We start from the raw sequence: 25,991 nt of genomic DNA, 5'->3' as shown, positions 1-25,991 counted from the left end.
TTTTCAGAAAATTAATGGACTTACTATTGACTTATATGGAAAATGGGTGTATTTTTGACTCAGGTAAAGTATTTTTACCTAGACCAACTTTTTAAATGGAAAGGAGGTAATGTTATGTCTTCATTTCAATTGCCAAAGCTTTCATATGACTATGATGAACTAGAGCCACATATTGATAGCAATACACTTTCCATTCATCATGGAAAGCACCATGCGACATACGTAAACAATTTAAATGCTACTTTAGAAAATTATACTGAATTACATAATAAATCTTTAGAAGAATTGCTATGTAATTTAGATGCTTTACCGAAGGAAATTGTTACAGCTGTACGAAATAACGGTGGTGGTCACTATTGTCATAGTCTTTTTTGGGAAGTGATGAGCCCACGAGGTGGCGGTGAGCCTAATGGAGACGTTGCAAAAGTAATTGATTATTATTTCAATACCTTTGACAACTTAAAAGATCAACTTTCCAAAGCAGCTATTAGTCGTTTTGGAAGTGGCTATGGATGGCTTGTTCTTGACGGTGAGGAACTCTCTGTTATGAGTACACCAAATCAAGATACGCCTTTGCAAGAAGGGAAAATTCCCTTACTCGTAATTGATGTATGGGAACATGCTTATTATTTAAAGTATCAAAATAGGCGCCCAGAGTTTGTTACCAACTGGTGGCATACAGTAAACTGGGACCAAGTAAACGAGAAGTATTTACAAGCAATTCAATCACAAAAACATTAGTCGTACGTATAAGGTAAATTTGGTAATGTAAAATCAGTATTGTCGAAATCCTCCAGAATCCCCCGGATTGCCACCGGGGGATTTATGATTACTTCATTGTATTTATATAATGTTTTAAAATATTTTTTATTTCTAGTTTCAGCTCTCGGAACAAAAATCCGAATTCACGAGCCTTTCCATTATGTAACGTACAGTTAGTTACCTCATTATAAGGAGCTATATTTCCCCCAGCTTTCTGAATGAGTGCTTTTATTCCCGTCTTCTCTTCTATGAAATGAATAATTTCTTCCATAGAAACTACTCCGTTACTACAGGCGTTAATTGGTCCTCTCACATTTGCCATTCCGCACCAAGCTAGAAACTCTCCTGCCTCTTTTTCATGTATAAATGACAAAGTTCCATCTACATGATCCACAACGATAGGTTTTTGGTTCACAATACATTCAACGTAAAATTGTAACCTTTTCGTATAATCATTTTCTCCAATAACAACTGGAAAACGCACTGCAACGACTGGGAATGTTGCATGTTGAAATACAACGGCTTCAGCTAATCTCTTTCCTTCACCATAATTGAAGTCATTCCTATCTCCATACGCTATTGCATACTCGTACGGATTAAAGTCTTCTTCTGATAAGCTTAGGGCAGGTTCATAGACGGCCATTGAAGATGTCATAACATATTTCTTCGTTTTCCCTCGTAACACTTCACATATTCCCTTCGCTGCATTCGAGCTATAGCATAAATTATCGTATACAATATCATAACTTTTATCTTCTAGACGCTCTGCTAGTTGTTTTTCATCTTCCCTATCTACAATAAGTCTTTTTACTCTACTGCCAAAAGAATCTTCCGTAATTCCTCTCGTCGCAATCGTTACATCGTGCCCCTCTTGCAAAAGTGCTTCTACTAAATGTTTACCAAAAAATCTTGTTCCCCCTAGCACCAATACTTTTTTCAACTTCATCATCCCCACTTTAGCAAATTGTAAAATACTACCTCTCTATTATAAGTGCTAACATATAAAAAGCATGGAATTCGTTTAACGATTCCATGCCTTTATACAGATAATATATTAACGGACTCGATATTTATAAATACAATAACAGAAGTACAAAATAGAAATTACTGATACATAAACCCATAGTTCATATACAAATCCCTCTCCCCACACTCCCATAAAATAAAAGAGTGAAGGTAAAGTCAATGTTACCCATGATTGTACGAAGGCAATCCTTCCAAGATATTGATTAATGTTCTTCTTTTGTGTATTTAATACAAAGAATAAATACCAAAGTAATGCCCACATAAACCACGTTAACGCATTAACAACATCATGGAATTGAACAAATGAAACAACCATATAGAATAAGGCTATAATTGCTACCCAAATACAAAACCATCCTAGACCACTACTATCCATTCCTTTTATAAAAGTAACACCTACATATAAATAAGTTAATCCAAATAAGAAAGTAGCCGCATATGAATACACTGTCCAATTGCTTTGGTCAGAAATCATAATCAAATAAAACGGAATAATAATTTGTAGTGCACCCACAAATAAATTAAAAACACCCGCACTTTTCATCTCTGCTTTCCCTAATATAACAAGACTATTTAAAAATAAAGCTGCCCCTGAAAGTAATAATCCTACATAACCCATATATATTCGTGTGAAAATCTTTACCTTTCACACTTTTAACCTCCCCACACTATAAAATGATACTTATATTATTTTTCTCCCCATTTAAAACTACATACATAATTTTTCATCTAAATAAGTCAGACCTCCTACCTCAAAAAAAGGAGTGAACTTAAAACGCTTTCAATAATAAATAATCCTATCAAAACATGAACTAGGATTCCTTGATTATAAACGTACTCTAGCAATGATACAAGTGTTGGAATACATTTCAATAATACGCTTTCAATTCCCATAAAAAATCAATAAAATAATACATTACTCTATCTCATTCTACTACCTTGTAGCATAAGATATTGTAAAATCATATCATTTAAAACAGCGAACGTTCTTTTCTAGGTTCGCTAATAAACTTAGTAGAAAATGAATATAAAAAATGACCTCTTGCTTTTATGCAAAGGTCATTTTTGTATATTCACCATTAAACTTCTAGATAGCCATTTTTATTATTTGATTGCCATTTCCAAGAGTCAGCACACATTTCTTCTAATCCGCGTGTTGCCTCCCAGCCTAATTCACGCTTTGCTTTCGATGCATCAGCAAAACATACTGCCACATCACCTGGGCGACGCTCTGTAATTTTATAAGGAACTTTCTTGCCTGAAACTTTTTCAAATGCTTCAACCATCTCTAGTACACTATAGCCCATGCCTGTGCCCAGGTTATAAGCATCTACTCCTGTTGTACTCAGTACTTTCTCAAGCGCCTTTACGTGACCATTTGCTAAGTCCACAACATGGATGTAATCACGGACTCCTGTTCCATCTTTCGTTGGATAGTCATTTCCGAATACGCTTAATTCTTTTAACTTACCTACCGCTACTTGCGTTACATATGGCATTAAGTTATTTGGGATTCCATTTGGATCTTCTCCGATACGCCCACTTTCGTGTGCACCAAATGGATTGAAATAGCGAAGTAATGCGATACTCCATTCTGGATCTGCAAATGCTACATCACGCATAATTTGCTCAATCATTAATTTCGTTTGACCATATGGATTTGTTGCACTTAATGGAAACTCCTCCGTAATCGGTGACGTTTCCGGGATACCATATACAGTTGCAGATGAACTAAAGATTATCTTCTTTACATTATGTTTCTGCATTACTTCACATAGCACTAACGTGCTTGTAATGTTGTTATGATAATATGTTAATGGAATCGCTACTGACTCCCCTACAGCTTTAAATCCTGCAAAGTGAATAACTGCTTCAATTGAATTTTCTTCAAAAATTGCGTCAAGCGCTTCGCGATTTAAAACATCTTCTTTATAAAACTTAAATTGTTTTCCTGTTATTTCTTTCACTCGATTTATAGATTCTACCGAGCTATTCGAAAGATTATCCACTACTATAACTTCGTAACCGCTATTTAGTAATTCTACACATGTATGACTACCAATATATCCTGCTCCACCTGTTACAAGTATTGCCATAATTATAGTCCTCCATATTTCATTCATTATAAACTTCTCAAAGTATATCACATATTTCTTATCCTATGTTTAACATGCGAACACAGAAACTTACATTTTATCCCATAATAATTTTATAACATATACGATTCTAATCAGGTAATAAAAAAACGCCACATAATAAAAATTATGTGACGTTTTTTTATTAAATTACGTAACAATATACACTTAGAAAATGCGCAAGACTACCTAATAATACAAAAACATGAAAAATTTCATGATGCCCCATATATTTAAACTCTAACCATTTTGGCTTTGTTCCATAAATAAATCCACCAATTGTATAAAAAATGCCCCCAAGTACTAAGAAAATAATGCCTCCTGTACTTAAATTCTCAGCTAACGGTGCAAAGAATAAAACAATTAACCAACCCATCGTAATATAAATTGCTGTCGATAACCACCTTGGACAATTAAACCAAAACATTTTAAATACAATGCCACAAATCGCAGTTGCATAGACTAAACAAAATAATAGCAAACCACTTGCTGAATTTAATGTAATTAAGCAAAAGGGTGCATATGTACCTGCAATTAATATAAAAATCATGGAATGATCTAGCTTCCTAAAGAAGTATATAACACGTTCATTGGCCACAACACTATGATATACAGCTGACGCCGTATAAAGGACCATCATTCCAATACCAAACAAAATAACAGCTGTAATTGCAGCAAATGATGGCATCTTGATAGAAACTTTCACAAGCATAGCTAATAACGCAATAAATGATAATATCGCTCCACCTAAGTGAGTAAATGCATTAACTGGTTCCCTTACATAAGTATTCATAATAACACCCCTCATATAATTACATGTAGTTTTGATAACTACCTGTAATTATATATACATTTCTTTTTAAGGTCAACATTTACAATTCATTTGTTTCGTAATACCATATTTAAAGATATATTAAACATTAAGTTCCACTAAGTTATAAAAGTGAGGGATTCTACGTGGAAAATATAAATGAATTACTTAAGACATTACATTTAGAAAAAAACATTAAACTTGAGGATATTCCAAATGTTGACTTATATGTAGACCAAGTTGTCCAACTATTTGAGAATACTTATGCAGATACAACGAGAACTGATGATGAAAAAGTATTAACAAAAACGATGATTAATAATTACGCAAAAGGGAAACTATTCATCCCTATCAAAAATAAAAAGTATTCAAAAGAGCATATGATTTTAATTAGCCTAATTTATCAATTAAAGGGAGCTCTCTCCATTAACGACATAAAAAGTTCATTAGAAACTATAAATGACTCCTTATTAAATGTTGATTCATTCGAATTAAATACGTTATACAAAAATTATCTTGCTCTTACTGAAAGCAATGTCGAAAGCTTTAAACAAGACGTAAATAACCGTGTTACAGAAGTAAATGAGATTTCTTCCTTAGAAGATACAAAGCTAGAAAAATTTCTACTACTAACATCCTTCGTCACTATGAGTAATATGTATAGACGTTTAGCGGAGCAACTAGTGGATGATTTAAAAGAATCATAAATAAAAAACTATCCACCTATTAAAGTGGATAGTTTTTTATTTACTTAATTGCTTCATGAACTTTTAGTTGTTTCCCTTTAATCGTTGTAGTCTTCATGACTTTCAAGACAAGTGGTCCTTTTCCATTTAATATTTCAACGTAAGAAACATTATCTTGTATCGTAATAATACCTATATCTTCTGCTGTAACACCTTTAATTTTAGCAATTGTACCGACGAAATCTACCGCCCTAATTTTCTTTTTCTTCCCGCCATTAAAGTACAGCTTCATAATGCCTTTGTTGATATCTGCATTTTTATCTTTCTTTATAATTGGTTTAGCATGTATCTTTTCTTCAAATGCAGCTTTCTCTTTCATAACTTCTTCTTTTGAAGGTCCAATTGCCTTTGGAATTTCAAATCCAATATACTCCTCAATCTCTTCTAAAAATCTATTTTCATATGGTGTTATAAATGTAATAGCTTTTCCACTATTTCCAGCTCGTCCCGTTCTTCCAGTACGATGTACATAGCTTTCTTTTTCAAGTGGAATATCATAATTAATAACATGTGTAATATTATCAATATCAATTCCTCTCGCAGCTACATCTGTGGCTACTAAATAACGGAATTTTCCTTTTCTAAAATCATCCATGACTTCAAAACGATCTTCTTGTACCATACCACCATGTATTTTGTCACAAGGATAGTTAGCTCGTTTTAATTGTCTATATACATGATCTACATTTTCTTGTGTACGACAGAAAATAATACAGCTATCAGGATTCTCAATCGTTGTTACATCTTTAAGTAGTGAAAGCTTCTCGTCTTCTATCACCTCAAAAAGAGTATGTTCAATTTTATCCGTCGTAATCCCAGCTGCTTTAATTTCAATATGAATTGGTGAATTCATATATGTACGAGACAATTTCTCAACATCTTCTGGAAGTGTTGCTGAAAATAACATCGTCATCCTTTTTGTAGGTAATTCATCAATAATTGCCTCTACTTGATCGATAAAGCCCATATTTAGCATCTCATCTGCTTCATCAATAACTAAATACTTCAAACACTCTAAAGAAAGGGTACCCTTCTCAATATGATCCAACACACGACCAGGAGTACCAACTACAATATGTGTCTTTTGCTTTAATTCTAATTTTTGACGTGCAAATGGAGATTTCCCATAAACTGCCGCAGCCTTAATCCTTTTGAATCGACCTATATTTGTAATATCTTCTTTTACCTGTACCGCAAGCTCTCTCGTTGGTGTTAAAACTAATGCTTGTGGTTTATTCTCTTCCCACTCCACCATTTCACAAAGTGGAATACCAAATGAAGCTGTTTTTCCACTTCCAGTCTGGGACTTCACAACAAGATCCTTCTTTTCTAATGCAACTGGAATAACCTCACCTTGTACTTCTGTTGGATGATTATATCCTAACCCAGTAAGTGCCCTTACGATTTCCGTACTTAGTTTATAATCAGAAAAACTTTTTTTATTCATATATTAACCTCATTTTATTTTGTATTATTTTCTTTTTTATCTTTTGTATACATTACTATCACCCTACTTATTATACTTGAAACCTCACATAAAAAGGTGGATCATGCCAGATTCATCTTTTTATATAGAAATAAACCTTATCATTTCATATAATGTTCAACTACTTGATAACATCTTTTGCTCGTATTGTTAGCATTAACCTTTTCATAGTATCCTACATCCACTCCAAAAAAATAAAAAGAATACATACAACCTTGTATAATTATCTTAATTTTTCAACCTTTTTCATAAACGAACAATAAAAATAAAAAAACGTTTTAAATTCGTTTTTAACGTTGTTTTTCAGATATAAAATCTGCTTTTTCAAAAAATGTTAAGAAATCCTTTGACTTCTTAATAAAAATAATGTAAATTATCCTATGGACGAACATTTTTGATTAATAAAAATAAAATATTCGTATTTTAGGGGTGTAAATGATGGAAAACGTATTCGACTATGAAGATATTCAATTAATTCCCGCGAAATGCATTGTAAATAGCCGCTCTGAATGTGATACAACTGTCACTTTAGGAAAACATAAATTTAAATTACCTGTCGTACCTGCAAATATGCAAACGATTATTGATGAAAGAATTGCAACTTATTTAGCTGAGAACAACTACTTTTATATCATGCATCGTTTCCAACCAGAGAAACGAATCTCATTCATTAGAGATATGCAATCACGTGGATTAATCGCTTCTATCAGCGTTGGTGTAAAAGAGGACGAATATGAATTCGTACAACAATTAGCTGCTGAGCAACTGACACCTGAATATATCACGATTGATATCGCACACGGTCATTCTAATGCTGTGATCAACATGATTCAACATATTAAAAAACATTTACCAGAGAGCTTCGTTATCGCTGGAAACGTTGGAACTCCAGAAGCGGTAAGAGAATTAGAAAATGCTGGTGCCGATGCAACAAAAGTTGGTATTGGACCTGGTAAAGTTTGTATTACTAAAATTAAAACAGGCTTCGGAACTGGTGGTTGGCAGCTAGCTGCACTTCGCTGGTGTGCAAAAGCTGCAAGTAAGCCAATTATCGCTGATGGTGGTATTCGTACACACGGCGACGTAGCTAAATCTATACGATTTGGGGCAACTATGGTCATGATCGGTTCTCTATTCGCTGGTCACGAAGAGTCTCCAGGGGAAACAATTGAAAGAGATGGCAAACTTTATAAAGAATACTTCGGTTCTGCTTCTGAATTCCAAAAGGGTGAGAAGAAAAACGTTGAAGGTAAGAAAATGTTCGTTGAGCATAAAGGTTCTTTAGAAGATACGTTAATCGAAATGGAACAAGATCTTCAATCTTCTATCTCTTACGCTGGTGGAACAAAATTAGATGCTATTCGTACTGTAGATTATGTTGTCGTGAAAAACTCGATTTTCAATGGTGACAAAGTATATTAATTCTTAAATTAACTTGAAGGACAAGCATTTTCATGCTTGTCCTTCTTTTTTGTATATAAAAATGTAAAATACTTTGATTTAACTGAATTTTCTATTGTTATATTTTTAGATAGTCTTAATAAGGAGGATATACGACTTGAAAAATGTAATGGAAAATCGCCTTAATCGCGTAGAGGTACCTGCTGAACTAACATGGGATTTATCCGATTTGTATAATTCTGATGCCGAATAGCATACTGCATTAAACGCATTGGAAAATGATATACAGAAACTTGATTCATTTAAAGGACATTTACATACTAGCTCCCACACTTTATTAAATTGCCTACTTTTAGAAGAAGAACTTTTAATGACGTTAACAAAACTGTACTCATATGCAAATTTAAAAGAATCTACTGATCGTACAAATCCAAGTATTCAAGCGAACTCTTCCAAAATTTCTGCTTTATGGACGAAAGTACATACTGCACTATCCTTTATTCATAATGAAATTCTCATATTCGGCGAAGGAACAATTGAAAAATATTTAACTGAAGAAACAAAACTTGAACCTTTCCGTAAATCGTTACTAGAAATACTACAAAAAAGGCAGCACACACTGCATCCACTGCAGTAGCTCAAATGATTAAAGAGGAAGGACAACCTGCTATTGATCGCTGGTGGTAAAATGAAACATGCCGGAGTAGATATGTCAAAACCAGATGCAATCCGTAAAGCTGTTTCTTACGTTGTGGTTCATTAATTGATAATTTAGAGCATTCTTATCAAGTATAAAAAATAAGCCCTCGCTTTATGAGGGCTTATTTCATATTTACTTCCCAAACCGTTTGCGATATCCACATTTCCTGCAAAGTTCTTCAACCGCAACTCTTTTCGAAAATCCATCGACAATGTTTGTTGCTCTTTCACCTTCGATAATGTTAGAAAATGAATCATTATTAATATTCCCAAGGTTAATAATCCCTTCACCATCTAAACAACAAGGAATAACTGTTCCATTCGCTAAAATACCCGCTTGATTACGAAGTCCATGACAGAATCCTTTCCCATCATCCTCTTCTTCATGTAATGCTGGCCACTGGAATTCATAGTCTTGATTAATAAAGACACGTTCTGCAATTTTTATACCTTTTCCTGGTGTAAGCTTCTCTTCAATTTGATAAGATAGATCAAATTCATTTTCAATTATAGATAATAACTCTCTATTTTTCTGGATTTCAGCATTCGTTTTATTATCCTGAGTTAAATTCCATAACCTTAACGATACAATTAAATCTGATTGACTTGTCGCTTCCCTAATGAAGGAAAGTATACTCCTTACATAGCCCTCTTTATCTTGCGAACCTGGATGTCCATCAAAACTATGCAGTGAAAAATTCATTTGTCTTAACGCAGGCTTATTTAACAGCCTATGTCTTCTCTTATTAATTAACGTTCCGTTCGTTGTAATATTAACTTTAAACCCTTTTTCATGACTTAAGTCTAATAGTTGATCTATTTTCGGGTGGAGCAACGGCTCACCCTTCACGTGCAAATAAATGTAGTCTGTGTGAGGTTTAATTTGGTCTAATCTTTTAGCAAAATCCTCTACAGAAATGAATTGCTTCTGCCTTTCCGTCGGCGGACAAAAGCTACACGCAAGATTACATACACTCGTAATCTCCAAGTAAAACTTCTTAAACTTCTTCACCTTTAATTCCTCACTTCTCTAACTACTTATACTTTTTCCTCTTCATATTACAGCATATTTTTATGGAAATAGAAACATACTTATTTTAGGAAATCTACATACCATCTAATAATATTTAAAAGACCATCGGTAATTTTTGTCCAATGGTCTTTTTATCCTTTTATATGCAAAGAATAAATTTATTTATGATACGGTTCATCGTAACTATTCTAAATAAGGTTATTTTTTATTATTTTCATAATTAAATTTAACAAAAAAGGTAGTGCCTTCCGATTCTGTTTGAATTTCTATTTTTGCATTATGGCGGGCAGCAATGGCATAACATACACCTAACCCCAATCCAGTTCCATTATCTTTGGTCGTGTAAAACGGCGTACCCAGTTTCTCTAATACTTCAGGCCTGATACCTTTTCCTTGATCCCGCACTGCAAGCACCACACAATTTTGACCTTCCTTGTAAGTGCTAATGGTTAGAACTTTCCCTGTATTCATCGCTTCTAAGCCATTACGATATAGATTCATTAATAATTGCCGTATTTCATTACGATTTAAAAGTAATTCTGGAATGTCATTTGTATCGACTTGAATATATTTATTTTGATTGTACGTATCAATCTTTATTAAAGGAATAATATCGCGGATAATTGAATTTAAATCTAACATCTGCAAATCCGATTTCCTTGTATTACCCATTGAGAGAAATTCAGTAATAATAGAATTGGCACGGTTAAGTTCTTCAATCATTAAATGAAAGTATTTATTATGTTTCTCATAGGTATTCTCTTCTTTTAATAACTGTAAAAATCCTAGTACTGTTGTCATTGGATTTCTAATTTCATGGCTGATACCTGCTGCCATTTGCCCTATTAAATCTATGTTGGATAATCTTTTCAATTCCTGTTCATATTTCTTTTTTTCCGTTATGTTTTTAAAAATACAACAAATACCATCATCATACGGGTATGCAATAACTTCGTGCCAATATTCATCTGCAGTAGAAAGAAATTCGAAATGAACTGTAGTTCGCTCTGACATCGCACGATGAAATTCCTTATACATAACTGTGTCGATTTCACTCGGGAAAACATCCCATATATTCTTTCCTAATACATCTTTTGCTGTTTTTCTTTGCGGAAAATATTGGTGCTTATTTACGTACGTAAATTCCCATTTATTATTTAAAATAAAAAATCCATCCGTAATACATTCAATCACACTTGTAACTTTTTCATTAGCAGCAGCTAGCTCTCTCGTTCGCTCTTCCACTATGCTTTCTAGTTGATCCATATATGACAAATTCGAAAACGTAGGGGCTGTGGCATCAACGATAGATTTTGCTAGTTGAAGTTGAGAATGATCATAATTGTGAGCTTTTCCTTCTTTGCCAACGACGATTACCCCTAATACTTCTCCAATTGAAACCAATGGAATCATCAATAGACCCTTACTATCTATATTTTTTGTTTGAATAACTTCTTGAATCTTGGCTTCATAGCTTTTCTCTGTCCAATCCGCTTCTGTCCAATGACAGCCCTTACTTAATTTCGTTGTTTTAATTGTTGTTTTATCTAGCGGATCTAGAAGATGGGCAGTCATATTTTTACTCTCTAAAATCTGTTCTAGGTAAAAAAAGCATTTATCAAAACTCTCCTGTATCGAGGAACACATTGATAAATCACGTGTAACATTTAGTAACAGCTGCTTCTCAGCAATAAGGTTTTCCTTTTGTTTTAAATTATTTGTGTTTTGAATTGCAACCGCAGCCATATTTACATAAGCTTCAACACTTTGAATTTCTGAATCTGTTAAGTTCATCGGAATTCCATAATCAAATAAAAAAACTAGACCAAATAACTCTTGCCCAAATGAGATAGGCAGAGCTAATAAGGACTTAATTTTGAATGCATTAACCGGTCTCGGATCTGGTCGATGATCCTTTGAGGTATCAGGAATATAGATGGTTTTTTTCGTTTCAATAACCTCTTTTGCCAGTAAGTCTATTTCAGGATCAATTACTTGAGTATCGAGTGTTACGCCATTTATAGTCTCTGGTTTTCCTGCAAACCCTCTAAATGTTCCATCTTCCTGGGGTAAATAAATTCCAACAGCATCGCACCTAACAATTTCCTCTGATATCGCCATTGTCACACGCTGCAATACGTCACGTAGTTCTAATTTCGTATTTATTATTTTTGTTATATTTGCGAGTCTAGAATATCTCGTCTGATCACTTACCATTCACATAGCCTCCAATTATAGGCATAATAAAATAAATATGATAATATCAGTGTTTTACATAGAATACATTACTTATGATACGGTTCTCCACGATTAATCCGAAACGCTCTATACACTTGCTCAAGCAACACTAATCGCATTAATTGGTGTGGCAATGTCATCTTTGAAAAAGAAAGTGATTCATTTGAACGCTTCATCACTTCTGAGCTTAGTCCAAGTGATCCACCAATTACAAATGCGACTTTACTCTTTCCGTATGTAGCAAGGCGATCTAGACTTACCGCAAATTCTTCTGATGACTTTTGCTTTCCTTCTATAGCTAATGCAATCACATGCGTGTCATCAGAAATTTTATCGAGTATACGTATACCTTCTTTTTCCTTTACAATTAACATTTCTGCTTCACTTAAATTTTCTGGCGCCTTTTCATCAGGTAATTCAATTACTTCTACTTTTGCGTATGCAGATAATCGTTTTAAGTATTCTGCTATACCTTGTTTCAAATATTTTTCTTTTAATTTCCCAATTGAAATAATCGAGATATTCACACGTATCCTCCACCTTACAAACATGTTATCCACAAAACTTATCCACATATCCACAAATACTACCCACATATTGTGTGAGAATCTGTGTTCGATACAACATATGTCGCCTCATTTTGACAAAATTCACATGTTTTTTTCTCTTTTCCCGAGTTATCCACATTGTTGATAACTGGTGCAACTTCACACTCATCCACAATAATATCTAACGCTAATTCAACATGTTCTAAACAACAAGGTAAATTCATTTTCTACACCTCACTTTTCTACAATAGAAAACAGGAGGTAGGCCCTCCTGTTTTTAATACTTTTGAATGCCTAATTTCACTGTTGTTGTTACTCTTTTTGTACCACGATAAAACGTAAGAGTCATTTTATCATTAATTTCCTTATCATATAAGGCCGTACGGAATCCAATAATATCGCGAATCGGTTTTCCATCTACTGCCACAATAACATCATGTTCTCTTAAACCAGCATCCGCACCTGGCGAAGGACTTTTCACATCCAAAATACAAACGCCCTCTGTTACAGTACCTGGTAAATGTAATGTTTTTGACCAATAATAGTTTGGGATTTCATTTAATGACCTAAGTTCAATCCCAACATACGGTCTTCTTACTTTTCCATACTTCTCAAGTTCATTCATAATCGGAACAGCTCTAGTCACCGGAATAGCAAGGCCGATTCCTTCTACTTCTTTTGCAGCAATTTTCATTGAATTAATACCAATTAATTGTCCTGCTGCATTTACAAGCGCACCACCACTATTCCCCGGATTAATCGCTGCATCTGTTTGTAACACTTCTACTTGCCAATCATAATGTCCATCTTGATCTAAATCTACAGGGACAATACGTTCATTAGCTGAAATAATACCTTGTGTAACTGTTCCAGAAAATTGCAATCCAAGTGGGTTTCCAATCGCAATAACTGGTTCTCCTCTGCGAACAGTATTAGAATCGCCAATTTCAATTATTTTTTTCACATGCTTTGCATCTATTTCTAATACAGCTAAATCTGTGACTACATCGGTTCCTAATACTTTTCCAGGAACCTTCTTACCATCACTTAGACTTACTTCAATACGATTCGCTCCAGCTACAACATGATTATTCGTTACAATATAAGCTTGACCATCTGTCTTTTTATAAATTACTCCTGATCCTGTACCGGCCTCTGAATCTGCCTCTGAAAAATTATCTCGTTGAATGTTAATAACACCCACAACAGCTTCAGATGCACGATCAACAGCATCTACAAAGCTAATCTGTTTAATCCCTTGAGCTTCAGCCATATTACTTCCGCTTGCTTCAGCTTGCGGAAGCGTATCAGCAGAATTCGAAAATAAAGGCGCTCCAAACGCAAATAAAGAAGCTCCTACAATTGTTCCCGCTATACTCGAAAGAACTATACCTTTGTGCTTCTTTTTTCCTGCACGTTTCATACGATAACTTTCTTCATCAATAAAGGACATATTTGTTCACCTATCTTCCTGAAAACAACTATATTCACCTTTATTGTTTACTAAAATGAAGAATTATACGTATTGAATTTTTGTAGGCATTTTTGGATCTGTATCGTGAATTTCAAAGGATTCACCCACTCCAAATCCTTTTTCCTCTAGTACTTGTGATACTGACATACGCGCTAGTTCTTTCATGTTATTATCTAAGCTTAAATGGGCTAAATAAATATGCTTTGTCTCATCTGTAATTACATCTGCCATCGCTAATGCAGCATCCTCATTACAAACATGCCCAACGTCACTTAAAATACGTCGTTTAATGCTCCATGGATAACGTCCCATACGAAGCATTTCTACATCATGATTACTTTCAAATACAAAAGCATTAGCTCCCTTAATAACGCCCTTCATACGGTCACTTACGTATCCCGTATCTGTAATAAGCGCTAATTTCCTATTATTGTTATGGAAAGCATAAAACATCGGTTCTGCCGCATCATGAGAAACTCCAAATGACTCGACTTCAATATCACCAAATGTTTTCACATCACCAACTGAGAAAATAAACTTTTGTTCAGTTGGGATATTTCCTATTAAATGTTCCATTGCATTCCATGTTTTCTCATTCGCATAAACAGGTAAATCATATTTACGTGCCAATACACCTAATCCTTTAATATGATCACTATGCTCATGCGTTACAAGAATACCTGATACATCATTTATATTTAGTTCTGCTTGTTTAAATAAAGCCTCTGTTGCTTTACCACTTAAACCTGCGTCGACTAGTAATTTTTTTTCATCGGTTCCTACGTATAGCATATTTCCTGTACTTCCACTTGCAAGTACGCTAAAATGCAACCCCATTCTTTCTCACTCCAGTATGTTCATCAACCACTTGATTTTCCTTTTCTCCTAATTCCATAACTTGTCCTTCAATTGCATTCACAAAGAAGTCCTGCTTCTGCTCCGTTTTTAAATTCCACGTTGGAGCAAGTACTTGGTTATTAGAAGTAGATGCGGTAAGAGTGGCATAACCAATTTGCGCTTCTTTAACATGCGTATTTCCATGAATTTTATTTTTTAAATACAAATTTTCTAAAGCTGTTTGAGCCGTAATAATTTCTTGCTCTTTCGTTTTTTCACCTTCGCCCATTTCTTTTAAATCAGTTAGCATTGTCTGCGTATATGAAACAAGTTCATTTTTTTCATTTAATTCCACAACAATCATCGCCTGATTATTATAGAAAATAGGCTTATCTTTATATTTTTGGAAGAAATAAATTTTAGAGTCTTTCACCGCTCCAAATTCATACTTTTGTCCATCCAATACATAGTTCTTCAAAAATTCATTATACTTATCTTTTGATAATGATTTCGTATTTAAAAAAGGCTCTTTTAGCTTACTTTCTATCTTGTACATATTTTGTATATGCACCGTTTGATTTTTCAAAGACTGTATATCTTCTTCTTTAAAGGCTTTATTTTCCGCTCTAATAAATGACTCTTTTTTCGGTTCTTTAGGGATATTTCCCATCGTAATTTTATTTGCTTTTAATTCTTGATCTATCTTTGTTTCTGCAATAAGCTCCAATTGATTACTATCTTGCTTTTGAATGAATTGGAAAATGAGAAAGAGGTCCAAAACAAAAAAGGTCACAATAAATATGGTTTTAATCCGATCCCAATCCATTTAGTCCTCCCTCACTCCACTCATAGATTTTCTGTTTACCTGTTTCATCTTCAACAAGCTTTACATACCAAATTGGTTGTAGTCGAACCACTTGCCCATCTAGTGATAACTTGTATCCAATGCCAATATCCTTAATTACTTGTTTCTTTATCTCTGGATTATTTTCTAGGGATGCTATTACAACATGCCCTGACGGAAGAGTAACCTTCTGTTCTATACCTTTAGTATTTAAAGACAGCAACGGTCTTTCATATTCCATTACTTCTTCTGATCCCCATACTTGTCTTAATTCCGCTAATCCATTTGCATTGAATACTGGATATCCATCTTCATTTAAGCGAAATACTGTCTCTCCTTTATTCATATAGTCCAAACGATATGAATCCAAACTCCCACTGTGACCACTTACAAATTCAAAGCTTTTTTGTAAAAGCATTAAATTATCTATCGTTTTCTCAGTTAAGACAGAAGAGTTTTTATACTTTAGCATGTGACGATCGTTTTCAATTTCCATGGATCTAATACCATCTGTAAATGTTTCTTTCGACATCTCGGTAATCGGACTTAAATAACGAGGATCACTAAACAGAGCATTCTTAAACGTATCAACTGCTAAATTAGATGAAATATATGTTATATTGCTTAACTCTGTCGTTCCATCTGGTAAAAATAATTTTTTCATATCATTGAGTTGATAATCAAAATAAGGTTTTGCTGATACTATAAATTGATTTTGGGCATTTACAATATCTTTTAAATACAAGCCACTTAATTTTGCCTCGTATATTTTAAAGTTATCACCATCAGAAACAAAGTTAATTTTAATTTCTTGATCCTTACTTCTAGAAGGATCAAGGAGAATACGATTAAAATGTTTAGGCTTATCTGTACTTTTCTCTTTCATGTTAAACATGGATTTAACTGCATCAAATGGGATATCGGTAGGGAAAACAAGTTCAACTTTCCCTTCACCATGCACATATGAAAGGAAATCACCCTTAGTGATTGATATCTCTCTAAAACCATGTAGTTCCCCTACTTCCAGAGGCTTATAGATTGATTCTATATCTGCCTCTCTTTTGCTCCCATAATGATTTTTATCTTTATGCACGATGATAGAAGTAGGACGGACAACATCGGAAATTTTAGTTTGGTTCATTCCTTCATTCCCCTGTACAAATTTCGCGTTTTGCATGGATGTAGAATCTGGCACATACGTCCATAGATTAAAAGTAAGAAATAGGCTAATTACAACTAGGTTAATTAAAACTATTGTTTTAAAGTTTTCCATACTCATTCCCAATCGTCCTCTTCATCTGCTGCCATTGGTAACGTAAAATAAATAGTTGTCCCTTTTCCTTCTTCACTCTTCGCCCAAATAGAGCCACCATGTGCCTCAATCATTTCTTTTGCAATTGCTAATCCAAGTCCCGTACCACCCATTTGTCTTGAACGAGCTTTATCTACGCGATAAAAACGTTCAAAGATTTTATCAACGTTTTCTTTTGGAATACCCATTCCTTGGTCACTTACACTAATTTCTAATAAATCACCGCGATCACGTAAACGATATGTTACTGTTCCACCTTCTGGTGAATACTTTAATGCGTTAGAAATAATGTTATACAGCACTTGAGTAATTTTGTCAGTATCCATATCAATAAATCTAGATTTCTTAGAGAAAGATCGTTTGAAACTTACATTTTGCTCTTTAGACATTTCAAAGCGATCAATAATATTATTAAAGAAATCAGTAAAGTCGACCCATTCTTTCATTAAACGATGCTCTGTACTATCCAGTTTAGATAGCTGTAACAACGCATTTACAAGTCTAATCATTCTTTCTGTTTCTTCTTGTGTAACCGTTAAAAATTGTGGTGCAATATTTGGATCCTGCCATGCTCCATCTGTAAGTGCCTCTAAATAACTGCGCATCGTCGTTAATGGCGTCCTTAATTCATGAGAGACATTTGCCACAAACTCACGGCGTTCCCGTTCTATACGTTCCTGCTCTGTTACATCATATAGTACAGCAATTAAGCCGTTTGCCTTCCCTGTTTCTTTTTGAATAACAGAGAAACTAGCACGTAAAATATATGGTTCGTTTCTCGTACTAAAATCTAATAAAACAGAATCTGGCTCTTCATATAAATGATCGAGCGTAAACTCTTCCTGTATCCCTAATACCTCTAAAACAGATTGATCGAGCGCTGTTTCACGAGAAACATTTAACATCTTTTCCGCAGGGTCATTTAGTAAAATAATATCCCCTTTTCGATCAGTAGCAATTACTCCATCTGTCATATGTGATAAAACAGATGATAATTTACGCCTTTCACTTTCTGTAGAAGAACGAGCTTGTTGTAATTTTTTCGATAAATTATTGAAGGATAATGCCAGTTGTCCAATTTCATCATGGCTATGCACTTTTACTTTTCTGGAATAATTTCCTTTTGCCATTTCGATTGCTTGTCTCCGCATATCTGAAATTGGTCTTGTAATTGTTTGAGCCAATAAAATCCCAAGTACGGCCGTTACTAATAAAGCAATTACTGTTCCCGTAGCAAAAATTTGGTTTATATCCTTCATTTGTTTATATACATCTTCCATAGATGCCACAATGTAAATAACACCAAGCGCATCCTTACCGTTATCATCTAGAATCGGAGTAAGCATAACTTGAACACGATGACCTGTACTACCATCCTTCTCAATTTTCACTTCTGGCTTTTTTTGTACTAACACTCGCTGAACAGCTATATCAGTTGATGTTCGATTCACCTTATTCTGCTTTGATTCATCTGAAATAGCCAGTAACTTTCTGTGCGAATCAAATACACTTACCTCTTGTATAACTTTCTTCTGATCAGAGGCAAATTTTCGAATTGAAGTTTTAATCGTTTCATCTGTTGACTCTGTTTCTGCTTTTGTATAACTTTTTTTAAACTCTTGCTTCAAATTATATGATAATAAGTTTGTTTGCTGCGTTAAAGAATCCCTAAAACCTTGTACTAAGCTCTTCTCTAATTCCCTTACGAAATATACTCCAATAACTTGCATAGCTATTAATATTAATAGCATATATATAAGCACAAATTTTAAATGAATAGATTGAAAAAAACCAACTTTCTTCATATACTATTCCTGCTCTGGGTCACGCAAGTAATACCCTACTCCACGTCTAGTTACAATTAAAGTAGGATGGCTTGGATTATCTTCAATTTTTTCACGCAAACGACGTACTGTAACGTCTACTGTGCGCACATCTCCAAAATAGTCATAACCCCAAACTGTTTGTAATAAATGTTCGCGTGTCATAACTTGTCCTAAATGTTTCGCTAAATAATGTAGCAATTCAAATTCACGATGTGTAAGCTCGATATTTTCCTCGCGCTTCGTTACACTATATGCATTTGGATTAATCACAATTGGTCCAATAACCATTTCTGTATTTTCTTCTTTTTCCGCAGCACCACCTTGTTGATGGCGGCGTAAATTCGCCTTCACACGAGCAAGTAATTCCCTTGTACTAAATGGCTTCGTTACATAATCATCTGCCCCAAGCTCAAGCCCTAATACTTTATCAATCTCAGAGTCCTTTGCTGTAAGCATAATAATCGGCATTTCTGAGCTTTTACGTATTTCACGGCAAACCTCTAAGCCGTCTTTACCTGGTAGCATAATATCTAATAAAACCATATCTGGTTGCTCTTCATTAGCCTTTTCAATTGCTTCATCACCATCATGCGCCATTACTATTTCAAAACCTTCTTTTTCTAAGTTAAACTTCAAAATATCTGCAATCGGCTTTTCATCATCAACTACTAAAATTTTCTTTCCCATCATCGTCTATTTCCTCCTTATAAAAATATGGTCAATAATCCCTAAACATATTGATGTTTACATAGTATGTCCTATATGACCGCATCCTTTGTTTAAGTATTTTCTCCTCTATTCTCATAGACTCATGTATGATCCACTTTTACACGGCATCCTATACGATCTATAGAAAAACCTCTAGCTTCAACTGCTAGAGGCTCCTCGTTCTATTTTAAAATAACTACTCAGTTTTGTAAAATTACATAAATAAAAAGGATATTAAGTGGGCCCACTTAATATCCTGAGAGTGGCTCGGGACGGAATCGAACCGCCGACACGAGGATTTTCAGTCCTCTGCTCTACCGACTGAGCTACCGAGCCAAAACTATATATAAAACCACTAATGGTGGTATAAACAAAAGTGGCGGTCCCGACCGGGGTCGAACCGGCGATCTCCTGCGTGACAGGCAGGCATGTTAACCACTACACCACGGGACCAAAAATAAGCAAAAAAAAACATGACCCGTACGGGATTCGAACCCGTGTTACCGCCGTGAAAGGGCGGTGTCTTAACCACTTGACCAACGGGCCACGAAAAATAAAATGGTGAGCCATGAAGGACTCGAACCTTCGACCCTCTGATTAAAAGTCAGATGCTCTACCAACTGAGCTAATGGCTCATACTCACCAACGTCATATTTTCGTGACGACAAGATGTATCATAACATGTATTCTGTATTTATTGCAATACTTTTTTCGTTTTTTTATAAAAGAATAAGAAAAAACTCATGCGGACATGAGTTTTTTCTAAACACTATTAATTAAGCTTCGTATACGTTACGAACAATATTTGTTTGGTTACGATCTGGTCCAACTGAGAACATAGATATTTGAATTCCTGTTAACTCAGAAACACGTTCTACGTATTTTCGTGCATTTTCAGGAAGTTCATCTAATGATTTTACACCAGTAATATCTTCTTCCCAACCTGGAAGCTCTTCATATACAGGCTCACATTTTGCTAAAATGTTTAAGTTAGCTGGAACTTCATCAATAACTTCACCATTGTATTTGTAAGCAACACAAATTTTAAGAGTTGGAATACCTGTTAAAACGTCGATAGAATTTAATGATAGATCCGTTAAACCACTAACACGACGTGCATGTCTTACAACAACGCTATCGAACCAACCTACGCGGCGTGGACGACCAGTTGTCGTTCCATACTCGCGACCAACTTCACGAATTTGATGACCAATTTCATCATGAAGCTCAGTAGGGAATGGACCATCACCAACGCGGCTTGTATATGCTTTACATACACCTACAACGCGAGTAACTTTCGCAGGACCAACTCCAGTTCCAACTGTTACACCACCAGCAATTGGGTTAGAAGATGTAACGAACGGGTACGTACCGTGGTCAATATCAAGCATAACACCTTGCGCACCTTCAAATAATACACGGTGATTATTATCTAATGCATCATTTAATACAACAGACGTATCACATACATATTGCGCGATTTGTTGCCCGTACTCGAAGTACTCTTCGAAAATTTCTTCTACAGTGAAACCTTCTGTATCGTACATTTTTTCAAATAAACGATTTTTTTCTACTAAATTGCGCTCAAGCTTCTCTTTAAATGCTTCACGGTCTAAAAGATCAGCCATACGAATACCAATACGAGCAGCTTTATCCATATATGCAGGACCGATACCTTTTTTCGTTGTACCGATTTTGTTATCACCTTTACTTGCTTCTTCTAACTCATCTTGCTTTAAGTGGTAAGGTAAAATAACATGTGCACGGTTACTTACACGTAAATTATCAGTACTTACACCACGATCGTGTAAGTATTTTAACTCTTCAAGTAATGCTTTTGGATCTACTACTAATCCGTTTCCGATTACACAAATTTTCTCTTTATAGAAAATACCAGATGGAATTAAGTGTAATTTATATTTAACTCCGCCGAAAACAATTGTATGTCCCGCGTTATTTCCACCTTGATATCTTGCAACTACTTCCGCATGCTCAGAAAGAAAATCAGTGATTTTACCTTTTCCTTCGTCGCCCCATTGTGTTCCTACAACTACTACTGAAGACATTATTAAAGCACCTCCGCAATTTTCAAACGATCTATTCAAACAATATAATTGTACCAAAACCGAAAAAGAAGTCAACCGAAAAGCGAACATTTTTTCATAAAAAAACTTTTTCGTTCGTAAGAATTATATATTTAACTTATGAAAGCCTTATCTTTCTTATAAAAAAAAAGAAACACATCTTATTATAAGAAATGTGTTTCTTTTTTATACTGCCTTTATGCCGGCGGAGCATGTCCATCCTCAAAACGACGTTCTAAGTTAACGAACTTATTGAACTCTTTGACGAATGCAAGTTCCACTGAACCTACTGGACCGTTACGCTGTTTTGCAATAATAATTTCAATTGTATTTTTATTTTCCGTTTCTCGATCATAGTAGTCTTCACGATATAGGAAAGCTACAATATCAGCATCCTGCTCAATACTTCCAGATTCACGAATATCAGACATCATCGGGCGTTTATCTTGACGAGATTCTACACCACGAGATAACTGTGATAAAGCAATAACAGGCACTTGCAATTCACGTGCAATCCCTTTTAAGGTACGAGAAATCTCAGATACTTCCTGCTGACGGTTTTCTCCTGATTTCCCACTTCCTTGAATAAGCTGCAAATAGTCGATCAAAATCATACCAAGACCTTGTTCTTGCTTTAATCTACGACATTTTGCTCGAATCTCATTTACTTTAATACCTGGCGTATCATCAATATATATACCAGCATTTGAGAGACTCCCCATTGCCATTGTTAATTTTGCCCAATCATCGGAAGTTAATGAACCAGTACGAAGTCTTTGTGCATCAATATTCCCTTCTGCACAAAGCATACGCATAACAAGCTGATCAGCACCCATCTCTAAACTAAAAATCGCTACATTTTCATCCGTTTTCGTCGCTACGTTTTGTGCGATATTTAATGAAAATGCCGTTTTCCCTACTGATGGACGTGCTGCCACGATAATTAAATCATTTCGTTGGAAACCTGCTGTCATCTTATCTAATTCAGTAAACCCAGTTGGTATCCCAGTAACTTCACCCTTTTGATTATGCAAAAGTTCAATTTTGTCATAAGCATCTACAAGAACATCTTTAATGTTTTGGAATGCTTTTGCATTCGTTTGATGGGATACTTCTAATATTTTTTTCTCAGCCTCATTTAAAAGACCATCCACATCATCTTCTCTCTCATATCCATCCGATACAATATGAGTCGCCGTGCGAATTAAACGACGTAAAAGCGCCTTTTCAGCGATGATGCGTGCGTAATATTCTACGTTAGCTGCAGTTGGCACAACCTCTGCTAACTCCGCTAAGTAAGAAACCCCACCAACTTCTTCTAATAATCCTTGATCAGCCATTGCTGATGTCATCATTATTAAGTCGATCGGCTCTCCCTTATCAGATAGCCCAAGCATGACTTCAAAAATCTTTTGATGTTTCGTTCGATAGAACGAATCAGGTACCAATAACTCTGATGCTGAAGTTAACGCATCTTGATCAATCAATACGGCCCCTAAAACCGCCTGCTCAGCCTCTATATTATGCGGAGGGGTACGATCAGCAAGTACATCACTCATACGCAATCCTCCTTGCTTAATTTATTTTTATTGTTCACTAACATGAACTTTTACTGTTGCTGTTACTTGTGGATGCAATTTCACAGTAACGTTTGTATAACCTAACGCGCGGATTGCATCGTCCATTTCAAATTTACGTTTATCAAGCTTAATCTTGTGTGATTTTTGCATTGCATCTACGATTTGTTTGCTTGTGATAGAACCAAATAAACGGCCACCTTCTCCAGATTTCGCCTTTAATTCTACAGTTAATTTCTCTAAAGTCTCTTTTAACTCTTTTGCATTTTCAAGCTCTGCTGCTGCATCTTTTTCTTCTTTACGCTTTTGAGCTTCTAAAGTTTTCATACTGCTATTTGTTGCTTCAGCAGCTAATCCTTGTTTTAATAAGAAGTTATTTGCATAGCCATCTGGTACGTTTTTTACTTCTCCTTTTTTACCTTTACCTTTTACGTCTTTTAGAAAAATTACTTTCATGATTGTGTGCCTCCCTGTAAATAGTCATCAATAACAAATCGAAGCTTCTCCTCAGCTTCATCTACTGTAACATTTTTCATCTGTGTGGCTGCATTCGTCAAATGCCCGCCACCGCCTAAGTTTTCCATAATTAGCTGCACATTCACTTCACCTAAAGACCTGCTGCTAATTCCAATGAGGTTCTCGCCACGTTTCGCAACAACAAATGATGCAATAATCCCTGTCATCGTTAATAACGTGTCTGCCGATTGCGCAATAAGCACTTGATCGTAGTAATCATCACTATCAACTTTAGCAATCGCAATTCCATTTTTATAAATGTACGCATTTTTTATAGCTTTTGCAACCCGTAAATACTGATCCATATCTTCCTTTAAAAGTTCTTGTACAAGTACAGTATCTGCACCATGCGAGCGTAAATAAGAAGCAGCATCAAATGTACGAGCCCCTGTCCGGAATGTGAAACTTTTCGTGTCGACAATAATACCCGCTAACAATGCCGTCGCTTCTAACATTGTCATCTTTAAATTTTTAGGTTGATACTCAAGTAATTCTGTAACCAATTCTGCTGTTGAAGAAGCATATGGTTCCATATAAACTAGCAATGGGTCTTCAATAAAATCTTCTCCACGGCGATGATGATCAATAACTACTACATTTTCAATTTTATGTAACAGTTTTTGCTCCATCACCATCGAAGGTTTATGCGTATCGACAACAACAAGTAACGAATCATCATTTGCAAATTCCATCGCTTGCTCTGGAGTAATAAAACGAGACCATAACTCCTCATTTTGTTTCACTTTGTCCATCAAACGCTTAATTCCTTTATCGGAATCATTTTCATCTAACACAATATATCCTTTACGCTCATTTAATTGAGCCACTTTTAAAATACCAATCGCAGCACCAATTGCGTCCATATCGGGAGCCCTATGCCCCATAATAATGACATTACTACTTTCTAATACTAAATCCTTTAACGCATGCGAAATGACCCTAGCGCGTACACGGGTACGTTTTTCAACCGGATTTGTCTTACCTCCATAGAACTTAACTTTACCTGTCGCTTGTTTAATAGCTACTTGGTCTCCCCCACGCCCAAGCGCAAGATCTAAACCAGATTGAGCCATTGCTCCAAGCTCTGATAAAGGTAAATCACCTGATCCGACACCCACACTTAATGTAAGTGGTATATTCCTTTTAGATGTTTCTTCACGCACCTGATCTAAAATGCTAAATTTCCCTTTCTCCATCTGCGTCAAAATACTTTCATTTAGCACAACGAAGAATCTTTCTGAAGATGCACGTTTTAAATACGCACCATACTTAAGTGCCCATTCATTTAGTCGCGATGTCACAAGACTTGTTATATTCGTACGTAATTGATCATCTAATCCTTGTGTAACTTCATCATAATTATCCAAATAGATGACAGCTAAAACAGTCCTTTGATCCTCGTACATCTTTTCGATTTCTGTTTGTTCCGTTACATCAAAGAAATAAATTAACTTTTCTTCTTTCCTTACAAAAACGCGAAACTTTCGATTATTTAAAGAGACTATATCATCAGAAGTTTCTCCTTTAATGAAAAGAAGTAATGTTTCTGATACATCGTAAAGGTGCCATCCAGCTAATGCATGCTGTCCCAGACATGAAGATAAATAAGGATTTGCCCAATCAATCCCATAATCCTTATTGTATAACAAAATACCAATCGGCATTTGGTTAAATGCTTCATTACTTACTTTCTTTACTCTTGTAATCATATCTGTCGTATGCTTTTCGAAATTCCTTTGAAAATTAAGTTCAAATCGTATAACGATAAAGAATACGATACAAAAAATGACAAAAGCAGCTATCCCCATAATTAAATGAAAATAACAGAGAATTGAAATGAGCACAAACACAAAAAATGCCAATACATAAACAGGATATAAAAACCACTGTTTCTTATCAAATTCAGGCATGTATACAACTCCTATAAA

At 35.0% G+C, this 25,991-nt stretch carries 22 protein-coding genes, 4 tRNA genes and 1 pseudogene; 4 read left to right on the top strand and 23 right to left on the bottom strand.

Annotation, left to right across the window (positions count from 1 at the left end):
* Positions 1-114 precede the first annotated feature (114 nt).
* Entirely contained in the window at positions 115-741 is a 627-nt protein-coding gene (gene sodA / locus ACTFRY_RS23370; protein ID WP_000094037.1) for a superoxide dismutase [Mn], read from the top strand.
* A gap of 88 nt (positions 742-829) precedes the next feature.
* On the opposite strand, the gene ACTFRY_RS23365 is transcribed toward sodA, so the two are convergent.
* From ACTFRY_RS23365 to trhA, 4 genes are all read right to left on the bottom strand, one after another.
* Positions 830-1,711 (bottom strand): NAD-dependent epimerase/dehydratase family protein, encoded by an 882-nt coding sequence (locus ACTFRY_RS23365; protein ID WP_098617015.1) that lies wholly within the window; start codon positions 1,709-1,711, stop codon positions 830-832.
* Between the two features lie 105 nt (positions 1,712-1,816).
* A complete protein-coding gene (locus ACTFRY_RS23360; RefSeq protein ID WP_000542569.1) occupies positions 1,817-2,407 on the bottom strand; it encodes an AmiS/UreI family transporter in 591 nt (196 codons plus the stop codon).
* A 460-nt stretch (positions 2,408-2,867) separates the two neighbouring features.
* Complete coding sequence (gene galE, locus ACTFRY_RS23355; protein WP_016118979.1) at positions 2,868-3,884, bottom strand: UDP-glucose 4-epimerase GalE; 1,017 nt, start codon at positions 3,882-3,884, stop codon at positions 2,868-2,870.
* A 184-nt stretch (positions 3,885-4,068) separates the two neighbouring features.
* The gene (gene trhA / locus ACTFRY_RS23350) at positions 4,069-4,716 is read right to left on the bottom strand and encodes a PAQR family membrane homeostasis protein TrhA (protein ID WP_001099728.1); all 648 of its coding nucleotides are present in this window, start codon (positions 4,714-4,716) and stop codon (positions 4,069-4,071) included.
* 164 nt (positions 4,717-4,880) lie between these two features.
* Between trhA and ACTFRY_RS23345 the strand changes: the two genes are divergently transcribed.
* Positions 4,881-5,441 carry a DUF1836 domain-containing protein gene (locus ACTFRY_RS23345; protein WP_098617016.1) on the top strand — a complete coding sequence of 187 codons (561 nt, stop codon included), beginning with the start codon at positions 4,881-4,883 and terminating at the stop codon, positions 5,439-5,441.
* 40 nt (positions 5,442-5,481) lie between these two features.
* Here ACTFRY_RS23345 and ACTFRY_RS23340 read toward each other — a convergent pair whose 3' ends face one another.
* Positions 5,482-6,927 (bottom strand): DEAD/DEAH box helicase, encoded by a 1,446-nt coding sequence (locus ACTFRY_RS23340; protein WP_098617017.1) that lies wholly within the window; start codon positions 6,925-6,927, stop codon positions 5,482-5,484.
* A 477-nt stretch (positions 6,928-7,404) separates the two neighbouring features.
* Here ACTFRY_RS23340 and guaC point away from each other — a divergent pair, with 477 nt between their 5' ends.
* Positions 7,405-8,388, top strand: a complete 984-nt coding sequence (gene guaC, locus ACTFRY_RS23335; RefSeq protein WP_000432447.1) for a GMP reductase — start codon at positions 7,405-7,407, stop codon at positions 8,386-8,388.
* Positions 8,389-8,524: 136 nt separating this feature from the next.
* Positions 8,525-8,995, top strand: a pseudogene (locus ACTFRY_RS23330) (oligoendopeptidase F); the annotation flags it as partial.
* Positions 8,996-9,199: 204 nt separating this feature from the next.
* Here the strand turns inward: ACTFRY_RS23330 and ACTFRY_RS23325 are convergent.
* The 18 genes from ACTFRY_RS23325 to ACTFRY_RS23240 all read right to left on the bottom strand — a co-directional run bounded on the left by ACTFRY_RS23325 (position 9,200) and on the right by ACTFRY_RS23240 (position 25,973).
* Positions 9,200-10,078 carry a radical SAM/SPASM domain-containing protein gene (locus ACTFRY_RS23325; protein ID WP_000713633.1) on the bottom strand — a complete coding sequence of 293 codons (879 nt, stop codon included), beginning with the start codon at positions 10,076-10,078 and terminating at the stop codon, positions 9,200-9,202.
* Between the two features lie 219 nt (positions 10,079-10,297).
* Positions 10,298-12,316 carry a GAF domain-containing sensor histidine kinase gene (locus ACTFRY_RS23320; RefSeq protein ID WP_098617018.1) on the bottom strand — a complete coding sequence of 673 codons (2,019 nt, stop codon included), beginning with the start codon at positions 12,314-12,316 and terminating at the stop codon, positions 10,298-10,300.
* A gap of 68 nt (positions 12,317-12,384) precedes the next feature.
* On the bottom strand, positions 12,385-12,864 hold the full coding sequence (gene rlmH, locus ACTFRY_RS23315) for a 23S rRNA (pseudouridine(1915)-N(3))-methyltransferase RlmH (RefSeq protein WP_001027003.1): 480 nt from the start codon (positions 12,862-12,864) through the stop codon (positions 12,385-12,387).
* A gap of 59 nt (positions 12,865-12,923) precedes the next feature.
* Positions 12,924-13,109, bottom strand: a complete 186-nt coding sequence (locus ACTFRY_RS23310; RefSeq protein WP_001052831.1) for a CxxH/CxxC protein — start codon at positions 13,107-13,109, stop codon at positions 12,924-12,926.
* 53 nt (positions 13,110-13,162) lie between these two features.
* On the bottom strand, positions 13,163-14,338 hold the full coding sequence (locus ACTFRY_RS23305) for a S1C family serine protease (protein ID WP_000008042.1): 1,176 nt from the start codon (positions 14,336-14,338) through the stop codon (positions 13,163-13,165).
* A gap of 63 nt (positions 14,339-14,401) precedes the next feature.
* The gene (locus ACTFRY_RS23300; RefSeq protein ID WP_000522837.1) at positions 14,402-15,196 is read right to left on the bottom strand and encodes an MBL fold metallo-hydrolase; all 795 of its coding nucleotides are present in this window, start codon (positions 15,194-15,196) and stop codon (positions 14,402-14,404) included.
* Positions 15,180-16,022 carry a two-component system regulatory protein YycI gene (locus tag ACTFRY_RS23295; protein WP_000383740.1) on the bottom strand — a complete coding sequence of 281 codons (843 nt, stop codon included), beginning with the start codon at positions 16,020-16,022 and terminating at the stop codon, positions 15,180-15,182. Before ACTFRY_RS23295 ends, ACTFRY_RS23300 begins: the two co-directional genes overlap by 17 nt.
* A complete protein-coding gene (locus tag ACTFRY_RS23290) occupies positions 16,003-17,319 on the bottom strand; it encodes a YycH family regulatory protein (protein WP_098617019.1) in 1,317 nt (438 codons plus the stop codon). The genes ACTFRY_RS23295 and ACTFRY_RS23290 overlap by 20 nt, the downstream gene beginning before the upstream one ends.
* Positions 17,316-19,157: a cell wall metabolism sensor histidine kinase WalK gene (gene walK / locus ACTFRY_RS23285; protein ID WP_000755367.1), complete on the bottom strand. Its 1,842-nt coding sequence runs from the start codon at positions 19,155-19,157 to the stop codon at positions 17,316-17,318. The genes ACTFRY_RS23290 and walK overlap by 4 nt, the downstream gene beginning before the upstream one ends.
* A gap of 3 nt (positions 19,158-19,160) precedes the next feature.
* Positions 19,161-19,868, bottom strand: coding sequence for a cell wall metabolism DNA-binding response regulator WalR (gene walR, locus ACTFRY_RS23280; RefSeq protein WP_000971865.1), 708 nt, complete (start codon positions 19,866-19,868; stop codon positions 19,161-19,163).
* A gap of 281 nt (positions 19,869-20,149) precedes the next feature.
* Positions 20,150-20,222: transfer RNA gene (locus tag ACTFRY_RS23275), tRNA-Phe, on the bottom strand.
* Positions 20,223-20,263: 41 nt separating this feature from the next.
* Positions 20,264-20,339, bottom strand: a tRNA-Asp gene (locus ACTFRY_RS23270).
* A 21-nt stretch (positions 20,340-20,360) separates the two neighbouring features.
* A tRNA-Glu gene (locus tag ACTFRY_RS23265) sits at positions 20,361-20,432 on the bottom strand.
* A gap of 13 nt (positions 20,433-20,445) precedes the next feature.
* A tRNA-Lys gene (locus ACTFRY_RS23260) sits at positions 20,446-20,521 on the bottom strand.
* 141 nt (positions 20,522-20,662) lie between these two features.
* On the bottom strand, positions 20,663-21,952 hold the full coding sequence (locus ACTFRY_RS23255) for an adenylosuccinate synthase (protein ID WP_000100238.1): 1,290 nt from the start codon (positions 21,950-21,952) through the stop codon (positions 20,663-20,665).
* Between the two features lie 215 nt (positions 21,953-22,167).
* A complete protein-coding gene (gene dnaB, locus ACTFRY_RS23250) occupies positions 22,168-23,529 on the bottom strand; it encodes a replicative DNA helicase (RefSeq protein ID WP_001286149.1) in 1,362 nt (453 codons plus the stop codon).
* A 27-nt stretch (positions 23,530-23,556) separates the two neighbouring features.
* Positions 23,557-24,003, bottom strand: coding sequence for a 50S ribosomal protein L9 (rplI, locus tag ACTFRY_RS23245; protein WP_000864228.1), 447 nt, complete (start codon positions 24,001-24,003; stop codon positions 23,557-23,559).
* Positions 24,000-25,973, bottom strand: a complete 1,974-nt coding sequence (locus tag ACTFRY_RS23240; protein WP_001113787.1) for a DHH family phosphoesterase — start codon at positions 25,971-25,973, stop codon at positions 24,000-24,002. Before ACTFRY_RS23240 ends, rplI begins: the two co-directional genes overlap by 4 nt.
* Between the last annotated feature and the right edge of the window lie 18 nt (positions 25,974-25,991).

The sequence above is a fragment of the Bacillus cereus group sp. MYBK195-1 genome, assembly GCF_051916605.1.
Classification (GTDB): Bacteria; Bacillota; Bacilli; order Bacillales; family Bacillaceae_G; genus Bacillus_A; species Bacillus_A cereus.
The sequence above is the reverse complement of the archived record's forward strand: the minus strand, read 5'-3'. Positions and strand labels throughout refer to the sequence as shown.

What these genes read in the sequence shown, in the direction of transcription:
- ACTFRY_RS23295 (WP_000383740.1), bottom strand. Translation starts at nt 16,022, where the DNA reads ATGGATTGGGATCGGATTAAAACCATATTTATTGTGACCTTTTTTGTT.
- ACTFRY_RS23365 (WP_098617015.1), bottom strand. Translation starts at nt 1,711, where the DNA reads ATGATGAAGTTGAAAAAAGTATTGGTGCTAGGGGGAACAAGATTTTTT.
- ACTFRY_RS23310 (WP_001052831.1), bottom strand. Translation starts at nt 13,109, where the DNA reads ATGAATTTACCTTGTTGTTTAGAACATGTTGAATTAGCGTTAGATATT.
- walK (WP_000755367.1), bottom strand. Translation starts at nt 19,157, where the DNA reads ATGAAGAAAGTTGGTTTTTTTCAATCTATTCATTTAAAATTTGTGCTT.
- guaC (WP_000432447.1), top strand. Translation starts at nt 7,405, where the DNA reads ATGGAAAACGTATTCGACTATGAAGATATTCAATTAATTCCCGCGAAA.
- galE (WP_016118979.1), bottom strand. Translation starts at nt 3,884, where the DNA reads ATGGCAATACTTGTAACAGGTGGAGCAGGATATATTGGTAGTCATACA.
- sodA (WP_000094037.1), top strand. Translation starts at nt 115, where the DNA reads ATGTCTTCATTTCAATTGCCAAAGCTTTCATATGACTATGATGAACTA.
- ACTFRY_RS23360 (WP_000542569.1), bottom strand. Translation starts at nt 2,407, where the DNA reads ATGGGTTATGTAGGATTATTACTTTCAGGGGCAGCTTTATTTTTAAAT.
- ACTFRY_RS23305 (WP_000008042.1), bottom strand. Translation starts at nt 14,338, where the DNA reads ATGTCCTTTATTGATGAAGAAAGTTATCGTATGAAACGTGCAGGAAAA.
- ACTFRY_RS23300 (WP_000522837.1), bottom strand. Translation starts at nt 15,196, where the DNA reads ATGGGGTTGCATTTTAGCGTACTTGCAAGTGGAAGTACAGGAAATATG.
- ACTFRY_RS23255 (WP_000100238.1), bottom strand. Translation starts at nt 21,952, where the DNA reads ATGTCTTCAGTAGTAGTTGTAGGAACACAATGGGGCGACGAAGGAAAA.
- rplI (WP_000864228.1), bottom strand. Translation starts at nt 24,003, where the DNA reads ATGAAAGTAATTTTTCTAAAAGACGTAAAAGGTAAAGGTAAAAAAGGA.
- ACTFRY_RS23340 (WP_098617017.1), bottom strand. Translation starts at nt 6,927, where the DNA reads ATGAATAAAAAAAGTTTTTCTGATTATAAACTAAGTACGGAAATCGTA.
- ACTFRY_RS23320 (WP_098617018.1), bottom strand. Translation starts at nt 12,316, where the DNA reads ATGGTAAGTGATCAGACGAGATATTCTAGACTCGCAAATATAACAAAA.
- ACTFRY_RS23240 (WP_001113787.1), bottom strand. Translation starts at nt 25,973, where the DNA reads ATGCCTGAATTTGATAAGAAACAGTGGTTTTTATATCCTGTTTATGTA.
- walR (WP_000971865.1), bottom strand. Translation starts at nt 19,868, where the DNA reads ATGATGGGAAAGAAAATTTTAGTAGTTGATGATGAAAAGCCGATTGCA.
- trhA (WP_001099728.1), bottom strand. Translation starts at nt 4,716, where the DNA reads ATGAATACTTATGTAAGGGAACCAGTTAATGCATTTACTCACTTAGGT.
- dnaB (WP_001286149.1), bottom strand. Translation starts at nt 23,529, where the DNA reads ATGAGTGATGTACTTGCTGATCGTACCCCTCCGCATAATATAGAGGCT.
- ACTFRY_RS23290 (WP_098617019.1), bottom strand. Translation starts at nt 17,319, where the DNA reads ATGAGTATGGAAAACTTTAAAACAATAGTTTTAATTAACCTAGTTGTA.